The organism is Micromonospora acroterricola (assembly GCF_003172955.1).
GTDB classification, from domain to species: domain Bacteria; phylum Actinomycetota; class Actinomycetes; order Mycobacteriales; family Micromonosporaceae; genus Micromonospora; species Micromonospora acroterricola.
On record NZ_QGKR01000291.1, the window covers coordinates 1 to 14,385 of the forward strand.

At 74.3% G+C, this 14,385-nt stretch carries 6 protein-coding genes and 2 pseudogenes; 2 read left to right on the forward strand and 6 right to left on the reverse strand.

Annotated features, from left to right (window positions below; genetic code table 11):
- The 3 genes and pseudogenes from DKT68_RS25330 to DKT68_RS25340 form a co-directional block, all read right to left on the reverse strand.
- A pseudogene (locus tag DKT68_RS25330) lies at window positions 1-558 on the reverse strand (hypothetical protein); the annotation flags it as partial.
- 1 nt (window position 559) lies between these two features.
- Complete coding sequence (locus DKT68_RS25335; protein WP_109819893.1) at window positions 560-3,091, reverse strand: FtsK/SpoIIIE domain-containing protein; 2,532 nt, start codon at window positions 3,089-3,091, stop codon at window positions 560-562.
- Window positions 3,092-3,245: 154 nt separating this feature from the next.
- A complete protein-coding gene (locus DKT68_RS25340; RefSeq protein WP_109819894.1) occupies window positions 3,246-4,043 on the reverse strand; it encodes an SGNH/GDSL hydrolase family protein in 798 nt (265 codons plus the stop codon).
- A 201-nt stretch (window positions 4,044-4,244) separates the two neighbouring features.
- On the opposite strand from DKT68_RS25340, the gene DKT68_RS25345 reads away from it, so the two are divergent.
- Complete coding sequence (locus DKT68_RS25345; RefSeq protein ID WP_109819898.1) at window positions 4,245-5,777, forward strand: M1 family metallopeptidase; 1,533 nt, start codon at window positions 4,245-4,247, stop codon at window positions 5,775-5,777.
- Between the two features lie 84 nt (window positions 5,778-5,861).
- On the opposite strand, the gene DKT68_RS25350 is transcribed toward DKT68_RS25345, so the two are convergent.
- The 3 genes from DKT68_RS25350 to gltB form a co-directional block, all read right to left on the reverse strand.
- Window positions 5,862-7,346, reverse strand: a complete 1,485-nt coding sequence (locus tag DKT68_RS25350) for an MFS transporter (protein ID WP_109819895.1) — start codon at window positions 7,344-7,346, stop codon at window positions 5,862-5,864.
- 191 nt (window positions 7,347-7,537) lie between these two features.
- On the reverse strand, window positions 7,538-9,052 hold the full coding sequence (locus tag DKT68_RS25355; protein ID WP_109819896.1) for a glutamate synthase subunit beta: 1,515 nt from the start codon (window positions 9,050-9,052) through the stop codon (window positions 7,538-7,540).
- Window positions 9,045-13,730: a glutamate synthase large subunit gene (gene gltB / locus DKT68_RS25360; RefSeq protein ID WP_109819897.1), complete on the reverse strand. Its 4,686-nt coding sequence runs from the start codon at window positions 13,728-13,730 to the stop codon at window positions 9,045-9,047. The genes DKT68_RS25355 and gltB overlap by 8 nt, the downstream gene beginning before the upstream one ends.
- 153 nt (window positions 13,731-13,883) lie before the next feature.
- Here gltB and DKT68_RS25365 point away from each other — a divergent pair.
- A pseudogene (locus tag DKT68_RS25365) lies at window positions 13,884-14,385 on the forward strand (GNAT family N-acetyltransferase); the annotation flags it as partial.

Below are 14,385 nucleotides of genomic sequence, written 5' to 3' on the forward strand. Positions count from 1 at the left end.
GGCTGCGCCGGCGGTTCCCCCGTCCCCCGGTCCGGGCACGGCGGACGGGCCGGACCGGTCAGCCGGGTCACCCACCGACGCGGTCCCCGCGCCAGACCAGGAGCCACCCGCGCTCGATTCGGAGCCGCCACCGGACGCCGCTGAGCCGCCCATACCCGACGTCGACGCTCCCCCGGCCGCCCCTGGGCCACCGGCGCTCGACCCCGCGATGCCGCCGGGCGCCGCTGAGCCAGCCGCACCGAACCCCGAAGTGCCGCCCGACGCCGCCGAGCCACCCACGCCCAACCCCGAAGTGCGGCCGGACGCCGCTGAGCCACCCGCGCCGACCCCCGAGGTGCCGCCCGGCGCGGGCGGCGGGGTGGCGGGCGGCTGGTCGACGCCGATGGCCCGGCCTAGCTGGTCGAGGCGGTGGCCCTGGGCGGTCAGCCGCTGGTGCAGGTAGTCGACGGCGGCGTGCAGGTCGCGGCGGCGCGCGGACTCGGCCGCCGCGTCCCGCTCGCCGGTACGGCGCTGTTCGGCGAGCTGTCGGGCCAGCGCCGCGTACTCCTCGAAGGACACGTCAGCTCTCCCCGTCCGGCTCGTGCTCGTCGCGGGCGAACGGCACGATCAGCCGGGTGCGCTGGTCGTGCCGGTCGACCAGCAGCGCCCGGTCGGCGCGGGGCGTGTAGGCGAGGTCGTGCACCCCGAGGTGGAGGGCAAGCTCGGCGCCGGGCACGTTGAGCGCGACCAGGCAGGCGACGTCGTCGCGGTTCTGGGTGCCGCCGAGGTCGTCGGCGAGCCGGCGCAGGCCGCGCCACCAGCCGAGCAGGTGTACCCCCTGGGCGGGGCCCTGCCGCAGCAGGGTGCGCAGGTCGTCCAGGCCGGAGCGGAAGGTGACCGGGTCGGCCGCGCCGAGCACCGGCGCGGCGGCGTCCATGCCGAACACCACCAGGTACTCGCGCCCGGCGGGCGTGTCGGCCAGCGTGGCGATCCGGTCGCGCAGCCCGGTCGCGTCGAGCCGCTGCACCGGGTGGCCGGCGGCCCGCAGCGCGGTGTCGGTCTCGTCGGCGACCGGGTCGGCGGCGGTGACCAGCGAGGCCAGCAGGAACCGGGCGTCGCCGGCGGCGTGCTGGCGGGCCAGGCCGAGCGTCGCGGCACGCAGCACGTCCGCGCCGGCCGGCGCTGTGCCGACCACGGCGAGGTGCCGGCCGGGGGTGGCGTCCATCAGGAACAGCGCGGTGGTGCCGTGCACGTCGACGGTCCGGCCGACCAGGGCCATCGGGCGCCGGCCACCGGGGCGCAGCCCGGCGAACGTTGGGTCGTCCTCGATCCGCGCCGCCTCGTACCCCTTGAAGACCGCCGGCGCCCGCGCACCCGGCGGGCGGGCCTGCCACAGCTCGTGGCGCAGCGCGGCGAGGTCGGCGGCGGCGGCGTGCGCGTCGGGGAAGCGCAGCACCGTGTCGGCGCCGACCGCGCCGGCGGCGGTGTTGACCACGGCGGAGCCGATCGGCAGGGCCGCGGCGGCGTCGTTGAGCGGGTCGAGCACGCCGCCACCACCGGGCAGCGCCACCCGCAGCGCGAACTGCCCGAAGATCGCCTCGGCCCGGCCGTAGAGCGCCTCGATGCCGGTCATGCTCTGGCTGGCCAGCACCAGGTGTACGCCGTAGGAGCGACCCTTGCGGGCCAATTCCTCCAGCAGGTCGACGGACTCGCGGGCCAGCGCGTCGTTGCCGGCGAGCAGCACGTGGAACTCGTCGACGACCGCGACGATGCGCGGCAGTGGGTTGTCGCGTGGCAGGTCGGCGAGTTTGGTGACGCCGTGCCGCTTGAGCGCGGTGGCCCGGCGCTGGGCTTCGCGGCGCAGCTCGCGCAGCACGGCGAGGCCGTACTCCCGGTCGGATTCGATGCCGACGGCGCGGGCGTGCGGCAGCCAGGACGGGTCGCGCCCGGTGGGCACGAACTCGGTGAAGCTCACGCCCTCCTTGAAGTCGAGCAGGTAGAGCTGCAACTCCGCCGGGGAGTAGCGGGCGGCCAACCCGTAGAGCACGTCGAGCAGGAACACCGTCTTGCCCGCGCCGGTGCGCCCACCGACCAGCCAGTGCGGTGTGGCGTCGTCGAACGCGACGGTCAGCGGGGCGCGACCGGCCCGGCCGATCACGGTGCGCAGCCCGTTTCCGGCGGACTCGGCCCAACGCCGCTCCGGCAGCAGTTCGGCGAAGTGCAACGCGTCGGTGCGGCGGGCGGCGGCGCCCAGGTGCTCGGCGAGCGCGCGTACCGATGCCGGCGGAGGATCGCCGTCGAGCAGCACCGGCGCGGCGAGGCCTTTGCCGTCGGCGCTGAACGGAACGCCGGGAGGGTCGCCGACGTGCGCGTACCCCTCGGTGAGCCGGACCGCGGTGGTGCCGCCCAGCGGCGGCGAGGTCTCGCCCGGCAGCCGGGACGGGTGCCCGGCGAGCAGCACGCAGACGGCGGCGGCCGGGCCGGCGTGGGTGAGCGCGGCGAGCCGCGCCAGCTCGCGCGGCGGTGGCGCGGCGGTGGCGACCACCACCAGCAACTGCCGGGTGCCCGGGTCGGCGTGCTGCGCGGCGCGGGCGTGCTGTTCGGCGGCGTCCAGCAGCGCGGCCACCTCCGCCTCGCCGGTGGCCGGCGGGTCGAAGACCCCGGCGTCGAGCAGCGGGCGCAGCGGACCGAACGTCGCGCCCAGCGCGGCGGTGTCGATGCCGACGACCCGGACCTGACCGGCCGGGGCGGTGGCGACCAGACGCAGCACGAGCGCCCGCAGCAGCCCGGCCACCCGAGAGTCCCGGGCGTCGGTGTCCAGCGCCAGGTGGTTGCCTCCGCCGAGCGGCAGCAGCACGGGAAAGCCACCGTCGGGGGTGGACGCCTCACCGATCCGGACCGCGGTCGGCGTGTCGGTGAGCGAGGTGGCGCCCGGGGTGGGGGTGGCCAGCGCGCCGCCGATGCGGGCCAGTCGGGCCACCAGCTCGCCGGCGCCGACCGGCGCGGCGGGGGCCGGTGCCGCGCCCAGCACACCCCGGGCGGTGTCCAGGTGTGCCCGGGCGGCTCGGTGGGCGGTGACCGCCTGCCGGTACGCCGACGCGAGCCTGCCCACGCTCTGCCTCCCACGCCACGGCTGTCCGGTTCGCGGAAACCCTAACGGACGGCGGCGACACCGGGACAGTACCAACGCGGCGCGACGGGCCTGAATTGCCGTGCGGCGGCCGACGGTCCGAGGTGGACCGCCGGCCGCCACCGGGGGGTGCGGGTCAGCCGGTGACCGCGTTCAGCGCTGGCAGGTAGCCGTAGCGGTAGCCGTCGGAGTCGGGGTGGTACGCCTCGATGACGCCGCTGACGTCGTGGATCCAGGGGTCGCCGGCGCAGACGCCGTGCCCGGCGAAGTAGGGCCGGGTGTCGGCGAAGGTCGCGCCGGCGGCGTTGGCCCGGCCGGCGGTGACCGAGGCGAGCACGTCGGCGGCCTCGTTGAGGATGGTGCGCTTGTAGGTGCTCATCGCCAGCCAGCCGCAGGACGTCGTCTCGAACAGCCTCGGGTAGCCCAGCACGATCAGCCGCGCGTTCGGTGCCCGGTTGCGGATGGCGGAGTAGGTGGCGTCGAGCCGGCCGGGCAGCGTCGAGGTGGCGAAGGACTTGGCGTTGTTGACGGCGTTGGTGCAGGACGAGGTGCTGCCGAACCGGCAACTGGTGATCACGTCGGCGAAGCCGGCGTCGTTGCCGCCGATGGTGATGGTGACGAGGGTGGTGGCGGTGCTGAGCGCGTTGACCTGGTCGTTGAGCACGTCGGCGGTGACCGCGCCGCCGCAGGCCGGGAAACTGAAGCTGGTCACGCCGTGGGCGGCGGCCCAGAGCGGGGCGTACGACTTCTGGCTGCGCAGACAGGTGGACCAGTCGTACGGGCCGGCGCCGACGCCGGAGGAGTACGAGTCGCCGAGCGCGACGTAGTTGATGGCGGCGGCCTGCGCGGTGCCGGGGACGAGCACGGCGCCGAGGGCGGCGGTGAACACGGCGACCAGCGCGGCCAGGGCGCGGGCCAGCGGGCGGTGGGGCATGACGGACCTCCACAGGACGGGGGTGGTGGGATCCTGCGACCGCGCGCGTGGCCAGGGGTGGAGCGGTTGTTACCAGGCGGTAATGGTATCGAAACACTTCCATCAATGGAATAGACCGGCGCGCCGCGTGCCGGGCCGGCGGCGTTCACGATTGTCGATTAGGTTGACGGTGCGAACACCCCGATGGAGGGAGTCCACCTCGTGCGACGAGTCCTCACGGCGGCCACCGCCGCCCTGACCCTCACCACCGCCGGCACCATGCTCACCGGCGGCCCCGGCCAGGCCGCCCCGGCGACCTGGGGCCGGCCCACCGTCACGCTCGCGCCGCAACCCGGCGCACCCGGGCTGGGCGACAGCTACTTCCCCGACTACGGCAACGGCGGCTACGACGTCTCGCACTACGACGTCCGGCTGCGCTACGACCCGGCCACCGACCTGCTCACCGGCACCACCACGATCCTCGCCACCGCGACCGAGGATCTCTCCCGCTTCAACCTGGACTTCCTGCTCGACGTCGAGTCGGTGCGGGTCAACGGCTGGGCGGCGAGCACCAGCACCGCCGGCGCACACGAGCTGGTGGTCACCCCTGCCCGCACGGTGACCCGGGGCCAGCAGCTCACCATCGTGGTGCGCTACGCCGGCATCCCGTCGGAAACCCTGGTCGGCGACTACACCGGCTGGACACGCACCGACGACGGGGCGCTGGCGGTCAACGAGCCGGAGTCGGCGTGGTGGTGGTTCCCCAGCAACGACCACCCGCTGGACAAGGCCACCTTCGACATCTCCGTGTCGGTGCCCACCGGCGTCGAGGTGATCAGCAACGGCGTGCAGCCGAGGCCACCGCTCGCCGAGCCCGGCAACCGCACCCGGTGGATCTGGCGGACCACCTCACCCACCGCCACCTACCTGGCCTTCATGGCGATCGGCCAGTACGACATCGTCACCGACACCACGCCGAGCGGCCAGCCGATCGTGAACGCGTACAGCACCTCGCTCGGCGCGCTGGGGCCGGCGGCCCGCGCCAGCATCGAGCGGACCGCCGAGATCGTCGACTGGGAGAGCGGGATCTTCGGCCCGTACCCGTTCGAGGCGCAGGGCGGCGTGGCCGGCCCGGTGGACGGCATCAGCTTCGCGCTGGAGACGCAGACCCGACCGGTGTACGGCCCGGGCTTCTGGCGGCGCGGCGCCAACACCTCCGTGGTGGTGCACGAGAACGCCCACCAGTGGTTCGGCGACTCCGTGTCGGTGGCGGACTGGCGTCACATCTGGCTCAACGAGGGCTTCGCCTCGTACGCCGAGTGGCTCTGGTCGGAGGAGCAGGGCGAGGGCACCGCCCAGGAGTTGTTCGACTTCACCTACGCCAGCTACCCGGCCGACTCTGAGTTCTGGCAGGTGCTGCCCGGTGACCCGGGCGCCGACCGCGTCTTCGACAACGCCGTCTACGACCGGGGCGCGATGACGCTGCACCAGCTGCGGCTGGCCGTGGGCGACGACGCGTTCTTCGAGATCCTGCCGGCCTGGACCGCCGAGCACCGGTACGGCAACGGCACCGTCGCGCAGTTCCAGGCCCTGGCCGAGCGGATCTCCGGGCTGGACCTGGACGACCTGTTCACCACCTGGCTGTTCACCGCCGGCCGTCCGGACGTGGCCACCGCGGCGCGCAAGGCCGCCCCGCCGGCCGAACCGAAGTCCTGGGCCAAGATCCGTGAGGCTCACCGACTGCTGGCGCACTGAGCCCGACGTCGACCGGGAGGCCCGCTGCCACACGCGGCGGGCCCCCCGGCCGGCCCGGCGCAGCCCGAGACGGAGCCGGACCGGTCAGGTGGGTCGGGCACACCCGGCGGCGTGTCCGCTGTCCCGTGCCGGCCCGGCCGGTCGGCCCCGGGCGGTCTTCGGCGCGCAGACGGGGCAGAACAGGACCGGGCGGCCCGGCCGCGCCTGGGTCGTCGGCAGCGGCCGCGGCGTCAGCTGGCCGCCAGCGACCGCGCCGGCGTGCCGGACGAGGCGGGACGGCCTGCGCGCAACCCCCCGCACCGGCCGCCGGAGCGCCGGTCCGACCAGCGCCAGGGTGAGCGCCCGGTGCAGCCGGTGACCGCGCTGCCGGTCCAGGGCGACCGCCACCGTCACGGTGGCAACCGCCGCCACGGACCCGGCCAGGACCAGCGTCTGCCGGGGCCCGGCGTGTTCGGAGAGCCAGCCGAGCAGCGGCGCGCCGGCCGCCGCGGACACCGAGCCGGTGGCCGCGAGCGCGGCGAGTACCCGTCCCCGCATCGCGCCGTCGGTGTCGAGCTGGGCGCGGGTGCCGACGGTGGTGTCGATGAGCACCGCGGCGGCGGCGATCGGCAGGATCACCGCCGCGAAGCTCCAGGTTCCCGGAGCCAGGCCGGCGGCGATCTGCAGGCCGCTGGCCAGCAGACCGGCAGTGACCAGGGTTCGGTAGCCCAGGTCACGCCGGCGGGCCGCGACGAGCGCGCCCAGCACGGTCCCGACCGCGAACACGGTCGACAGGAGGCCGTAGCCGGACGCCCCCGCGTCGAGGGGTCCTTCGCTCATCGCCGCCATCGTCACCTGGTAGTTGCGTCCCAGGCTGCCGAGCACGAACGCCAGGGCGAGGGCGAGCAGCAGCACCGGCTGCCCCCGCAGGTAGACGAACCCGGCACGGACGCCGCCGCGGGTGGGGCCGCGGTCCGGCGCCGCCACCTGGCGACCGTGCAACGCCCCCTGCCGGATGCCGAAGAGCGCCACGACCACGGCGAGGAAGCTCGCCGCGTTGATGCCGAAGAGCAGCGCGGGGCCGACGGAGGCCACCACGACGGCACCGATACTCATACCGAGGATGCGGCCGGCGGAGTTGGTGAGCGAGCCGAGCGCCAACGCGTTGCCGAGCGTCTCGCGGTCCACCAGGTTGAAGGCCCAACGACCCAGCACCGGGCCCTCGATCGCCGACACGGCGCCGGTGAGCAGGGAGATCACGAAGACCAGCGGCAGGCCGCCGACACCGGTCAGCGCGACCGCCGCCAGCCCCGCGGCGAGTGTCGCGTGGGCCACCTGGGCGGCGATCAGCAGAGGCCGGGCGGGGAGCCGGTCGGCCAGCACGCCGCCCCAGATGCTGAGCAGCAGCGTGGGCGCGGCCTGGAGCAGCACGGCGACGCCCATGGACGTCGCCGACCCGGTCTCCTTCAGCACGTACCAGTTGACGCCGAGGACCTGCATCCAGGTCCCGATGACGGAGACGAACCCGGCGAGCGCCCAGATCCGGTAGTTCCGGTGGCGCAGCGCGGCGAAGGTGGCACCTCTGGGCACGACGGAACCTCCGGTGCGAGCGAGGCATGACGATCACGCCGATCGCGGCGCGGTCCGGCAGCGGACAAGTCTGCGATAATTAAACCGATCTGCCCATATCCGTTACCGGCCGTACCGGCGCACGCCGACCGGCCGGCGCGGTAAACCACCGCGCCGGCCAGACATTTCCGTCCGTCGGGTTACGCCCTGAGTCAGCCCACGGCGAGCGGCTGCGAGCCCGGGGCCACCGGCGCCGGCAGCGCGCCGACGCCGCCGAGATAGCCGTGGATCGCGGCGGCCGCCGCACGCCCCTCGGCGATGGCCCACACGATCAGCGAAGCGCCCCGGTGCATGTCACCGGCCACGAACACCCCGTCGGCGTCGGTCTGCCAGTCGTCGCGGGCGTCGACCGCGCCGCGGGGATTGCGGGCGATCCCGAACTGCTCCAGCAGCGGCTGCTGCTCGGTGCCCTCGAAGCCGATCGCCAGCAGCACCAGGTCGGCCGGCAGCTCCCGCTCGGAGCCCGGCAGCACGGTGACGACCCGCCTGCCGTCGCGCCTCTCCACGGTCACCTCGGCGATCCGCACCGCCCGCACCTGACCGGCGCCGTCGTCCACGAACTCCTGCACCGCCACCGCGAAGACCCGCTCGCCGCCCTCCTCGTGCGCCGGGTAGCTGCGCAGGATCCACGGCCAGGTCGGCCACGGGTCCCGCGCCTCGTCGCGCTCCCGCGGCGGCCGCGGGTAGAGGTCGAGCTGGTGTACGCCGGCAGCGCCCTGCCGGTGCGCGACGCCGAGGCAGTCAGCCGCGGTGTCACCACCACCGATGATCACCACGTGCTTGCCGGCCGCGTCGATCGGCGTGCCGTCCGGCAGCACCGCCGGGACCGGACCGCCGGCGCCCTCGCCGGGCGCACCGGCGACCGCGCGGTTCGCCGCGACCAGGTGCGCCATCGCCTGGTGTACGCCACGCAACGCCCGCCCCGGGGTCTCCGGGGTGTCCCGGCCCCGCAACGCGCCGCAGGCCAGCAGCACCGCGTCGTGCTCGGCGCGCAACTGCTCGGCGGTGACGTCCACCCCGACGTTCACGCCGGTGCGGAAGCGCACCCCCTCGGCGGCGAGCTGGGCCAGCCGGGCGTCGATGTGCCGCTTCTCCAGCTTGAAGTCGGGGATGCCGTACCGGAGCAGGCCGCCGATCGCGTCGTCGCGCTCGTACACCGTCACCGCGTGACCGGCGCGAGCCAGTTGCTGTGCGGCGGCCAGGCCGGCAGGCCCGGAACCGACCACGGCGACCGACCTGCCCGACGGCGCCGGCACCGGGCGGGGTGTAAACCCGCGGGCCGCCGCGGCGTCGGCGATCTCCACCTCGACCTGCTTGATGGTCACCGGCTGGCCGCCGGAGATGCCGAGCACGCAGGCCGCCTCGCACGGCGCGGGGCAGAGCCGGCCGGTGAACTCCGGGAAGTTGTTGGTGGCGTGCAACGACTCCACCGCGGCGTCCCAGTTGCCGGTGCGGACCAGGTCGTTCCAGTCCGGGATGCGATTGCCCAGCGGGCAGCCGTCGTGGCAGAACGGGATGCCGCAGTCCATGCACCGGGTGGCCTGCTCACGGACCAGTTCCTCGCCGGCCGGCGGGTACACCTCACGCCAGTCGCTGATCCGCACCGGCACCGGACGGCGGGCCGGCAGTCGCCGGTCGTAGCGCAGGAAACCGTTCGGGTCAGGCACGAGCCACCTCCTGGGCGGCCACCCGCGGGGCGGGCGGCACCGGCGCGGCTGGCGGCGCGCTGAGCGCGCTCATCACCGCGTCGTCGACGTCGCGGCCGGCGGCTTCGGCGGCCCTCATGATCTCCAGCACCCGGCGGTAGTCGCGGGGCACCACGGCGGTGAACTCGTCCACCGCCTCCGGCCAGCGCTTGAGCAGCTCCTCGGCGACCGCCGACCCGGTCTCGGCCACGTGCCGCTGGACGAGCTCGTGCAGCAGCGCCTGCTCCTGCTCACGCAGCGGCGCCAGGTCGACCAGCTCCGCGTTCACCCGGGCCCGGTCCAGCCGGTGCACGAACGCCGTGCCACCGGACATCCCGGCGGCGAAGTTGCGGCCGGTCGCGCCGAGCACCACCACCGTCCCACCGGTCATGTACTCGCAGCCGTGGTCGCCGACGCCCTCGACCACCGCGACCGCGCCGGAGTTGCGCACCGCGAACCGTTCCCCCACCCGGCCGCGCAGGAAGACCTCGCCCGCGGTGGCCCCGTACAGGATGGTGTGGCCGGCGATGATCTGGTCCTCGGCCCGCTCCCCCGGCTCGGCGTCGGCGTCCAGGAACGGCGCGGCGGCGTCCGGTCGGACGATGATCCGGCCGCCGGAGAGGCCCTTGCCCACGTAGTCGTTGGCGTCGCCGTGCAGCCGCAGGGTCACCCCGCGCGGGAGGAACGCCCCGAACGACTGCCCGGCGGTGCCGTGCAGCACGAACTCGATGGTGTCCTCGGGCAGGCCGGCGCCGCCGAAACGGCGGGTCACCTCGCCGCCGAGCATCGCGCCGACGCTGCGGTGCTCGTTGCGCACCGCCACCTCGACCCGAACGGGCGCGCCGTCGGCCAGCGCCGGGCGGGCGAGCGCGATCAGCTCGTTGTCCAGGGCGTGCTCCAGGCCGTGGTCCTGGGCGCGTACGCCCCGACGCGCGGCGCCGGCCGGCAGCTCCGGCAGGTGCAGCACGGGTGCCAGGTCGAGGCCGTGCGCCTTCCAGTGCGTCACCGCCGGGGCCACGTCGAGCAGCTCGGTCTGGCCGATCGCCTCCTCGATCGAGCGGAAGCCCAGCTCGGCGAGGTAGCCGCGGACCTCCTCGGCGAGGAACAGGAAGAAGTTCTCCACGAACTCCGGGGTGCCGGTGAACCGCTCCCGCAGCACCGGGTTCTGGGTGGCGATGCCGACCGGGCAGGTGTCCAGGTGGCAGACCCGCATCATCACGCAGCCGGCGACGATCAGCGGCGCGGTGGCGAAGCCGAACTCCTCCGCGCCGAGCAGCGCCGCGACCAACACGTCCCGGCCCGTCTTGAGCTGGCCGTCGACCTGCACGGTCACCCGGTCCCGCAGCCTGTTGAGCAGCAGCGTCTGCTGCGCCTCGGCCAACCCCAGCTCCCAGGGGGTGCCGGCGTGCTTCAGCGAGTTCATCGGGGACGCCCCGGTGCCGCCGTCGTGGCCGGAGATCAGGATGACGTCCGCCTTGAGCTTGGCCACCCCGGCGGCGACGGTGCCCACGCCGACCTCGCTGACCAGCTTCACGTGCACCCGGGCGGCCGGGTTGACGCACTTCAGGTCGTGCACCAGCTGGGCGAGGTCCTCGATCGAGTAGATGTCGTGGTGCGGCGGCGGGGAGATCAGACCGACGCCCGGGGTGGCGTGCCGGGTCCGGGCGATCCACGGCCAGACCTTGTTGCCGGGCAACTGCCCGCCCTCGCCCGGCTTGGCGCCCTGGGCCATCTTGATCTGGAGGTCGTCGGCGTTGACCAGGTACTCGCTGGTGACGCCGAAACGGCCGCTCGCGATCTGCTTCACCGCGGAGCGGCGGGCCGGGTCGTGCAGCCGATCGACGTCCTCGCCGCCCTCGCCGGTGTTGGACTTGCCGCCCAGCCGGTTCATCGCGATGGCGAGCGTCTCGTGCGCCTCCGCCGAGATCGACCCGTACGACATGGCGCCGGTGGCGAACCGCTTGACGATCTCGGTGGCCGGCTCGACCTCCTCGATCGGCACCGCCGGGCGGACCCCGGTACGCAGGGTGAACAGCCCTCGCAGCGAACCGGCCCGCGCGGCGAGCTCGTCGACCTTCGCGGTGTACTGCCGGAAGACGTCGTACTGCCGGCTGCGGGTGGCGTGCTGGAGCAGGAAGACCGTCTCCGGGTTGAACAGGTGCAGCTCGCCCTCACGCCGCCACTGGTACTCGCCGCCGACCTCCAGCCGCCCGGAGGCGGCGGCGCCCGCCGGCGGCCAGGCCAGCGCGTGCCGGGCGGCCACCTCGGTGTGGACGCCGGCCAGCCCCACCCCGCCGATCCGGCTGGGGGTGCCCCGGAAGTAGCGCTCGACGAGCCGCTTGTCCAGGCCAACCGCCTCGAAGACCTGCGCCCCGCAGTACGACGAGACCGTCGAGATGCCCATCTTCGACATGATCTTCAGGACGCCCTTGCCGAGCGCCTTCGCGTAGTTGCGGACCGCGGCGGCCGGTTCCACGCCGACCAGCGCGCCCGTGGAGATCATGTCCTCCACCGACTCGAAGGCCAGGTACGGGTTGACCGCCGCCGCGCCGTACCCGATCAGCACCGCCGCGTGGTGCACCTCCCGGCAGTCGCCGGACTCCACGATCAGCGCCGCCTGGGTACGGGTCTGCTCGCGCACCAGGTGCTGGTGCACGGCGGCGGTCAGCAGCAGCGACGGGATCGGCGCCAGGTCGGCGTTGGAATCCCGGTCGGAGAGCACCAGGATGCGGACGCCGTCCTCGATCGCCTCGGAGACGTGCCGGCAGATCTCGGTCAACCGCGCCTTGATGCCGGCGGCGCCCTCCCGGATGCGGTACAGCCCGGAGACCCGCACCGCCTTGAAGCCGGGCAGGTCGCCGTCCTCGTCGATGGAGAGGATCTTCGCAAGCTCGTCGTTGTCGATCACCGGGTGCGGCAGCACGATCTGCCGGCAGCTCGCCGCGCCCGGGTCGAGCAGGTTGCCCTCCGGCCCGATGGTCGACGCCAGGCTGGTTACCAGCTCCTCCCGGATGGCGTCCAGCGGAGGGTTGGTGACCTGGGCGAAGAGCTGGTGGAAGTAGTCGTAGAGCAGCCGCGGCCGGGTGGACAGCGGCGAGATCGGAGTGTCCGTGCCCATCGAGCCCAGCGGCTCGGCGCCGGTGCGGGCCATCGGCGCGAGCAGGATCTTCAGTTCCTCCTCGGTGTAGCCGAAGGTCTGCTGGCGGCGACGCACCGAGTCGTGCGTGTAGACGGTGTGCTCGCGGGCGGGCAGGTCGTCCAGCTCGATCAGCCCGGCGTGCAGCCACTCGGCGTACGGCTGCGCGGCGGCCAACTCGGACTTGATCTCCTCGTCGAGGACGATCCGGCCGGCGACGGTGTCGACCAGGAACATCTTGCCGGGCTGGAGCCGCCCCTTGGCGACGACCCGGGCCGGGTCGAGGTCGAGCACGCCCGCCTCGGAGCCGAGCACCACCAGCCCGTCGTCCGTACGCCACCAGCGCCCCGGGCGCAGCCCGTTGCGGTCCAGCACCGCGCCGACGATCTCGCCGTCGGTGAAGGCCACCGACGCCGGCCCGTCCCACGGCTCCATCAGGCTGGCGTGGAAGCGGTAGAAGGCGCGCTTGTCCGGCTGCATGCCGGGGTCGTTCTCCCACGCCTCGGGGATCATCATGAGCACCGCGTGCGGCAGGCTCCGCCCGGCCAGGTGCAGCAGTTCCAGGACCTCGTCGAAGTTCGCCGAGTCGGAGGCGCCGGGGGTGCAGACCGGGAAGACCCGCCGGATGTTGCCGGGAACGTTCGGCGAGCGCAGCAGCGCCTCGCGGGCCTGCATCCAGTTGCGGTTGCCGCGGATCGTGTTGATCTCGCCGTTGTGCGCGATGAACCGGTACGGGTGCGCCAGCGGCCAGGACGGGAACGTGTTGGTGGAGAACCGGGAGTGCACGAGGGCGATGGCGCTGTCCACCCGCTCGTCGCGCAGGTCCGGGTAGTACGCCGGCAACTGGTCGGGCGTGAGCATGCCCTTGTAGACCATCGTCCGGCTGGACAGCGACGGGAAGTACGCCGGCACGCCCCGCTCGGCGGTCTCCCGCTCGGCCTGCTTGCGCAGGCAGAACGCCACCCGGTCCAGCTCGATGCCGCGCAGCGCGGACCCGGCCGGCCCGGCGGGCGAGTCGGTGAGCCGGCGCGCGGCCAGGAAGATCTGCCGAACCCGGGGCATCGCCGCCAGGGCGGTCTCGCCGAGCCCGCTCGGGTCGGTCGGCACGTCCCGCCAGCCGAGCAGGTCCGCGCCCTCGACCAGCGCGTACTTCTCCACGACCCGACGGGCGCGGGCCTCGGCGACGTCGTCGTCGGGGAGGAAGACCAGGCCGGTGGCGTACTCGCCGGCCGGCGGCAGCGCGACGTCGGCCACCGCGCGCAGGAACGCGTCCGGGACCTGGATCATGATGCCGGCGCCGTCACCGGTGTTGGGCTCCGCGCCCCGGGCGCCGCGATGGTCCAGCCGGCAGAGCGCGCCGAGCCCGTTGGCGACGACCCCGTGTGAACGGCGGCCGTGCAGGTCCGCCACGAAGGCCACGCCGCAGGCGTCGCGTTCCTGCGCCGGGTCGTAGAGGCCCTGGGCGGACGGGCGGGGGCCGGGCGTCGGGGACGCCTGCGGGCTGTGCGGGTACGGAAAGGCCACCGGGCCTCCTGTCGTCACTCAGGTTGGAGCATGGTGGGGACGACGTCGGCCCGTGGGTCTGTTGAGTCTACGTTAGGGCGTAGGGCGCAAGGCCACCCAAGATTGATCACACCGTCCATAGTCTGGGACGTGTAGTCTCGCGCGGTGGATCCGCTGCACAACGACATCTTTGACCGGTTGGAACGCTTCTACGACGCGGTGCCCCGCGACGTCGCCGGTGCCGAGGAGCACGGCGGGCTGGTCCTGTTCGTCCGCGACGGCCCCGGCTGGCCGTTCTACGCCCGGCCCCGGATCGACGCCACCGAGCCGCCGTCGCTGGCCGACGTGACCTCGGTCCGCGAGCGGCAGCGGAAGCTGGGCCTGCCGGAGGCCTTCGAGTGGGTGCACGAGACGACCCCGGAGCTGCTGGCGGTGGCCCGCTCGGCGGGGCTGAGCGTGCTGGAGGCGCCGTTGATGGTGCTCGACCCGGCCGCACTGCCCGACCCGGCGACGCTCTCCGACGTACCCGTGCGGGTGCTGGCGGCCGACTCGCCCGACTTCGCCGCCGACGTGGCCGCCCGGCGGGCGGTGGCGGCGGTGTCGTTCGCCGCCGCCGGCACCGCGCGCGGCGACGCCGGCCCGGCCGAGCGCGACGCCGCGGTCACCGGGCTCGAGC

Excerpts from the sequence above, each read along its gene's own strand:
- DKT68_RS25340 (WP_109819894.1), bottom strand. The coding sequence starts at position 4,043 with ATGCCCCACCGCCCGCTGGCCCGCGCCCTGGCCGCGCTGGTCGCCGTG.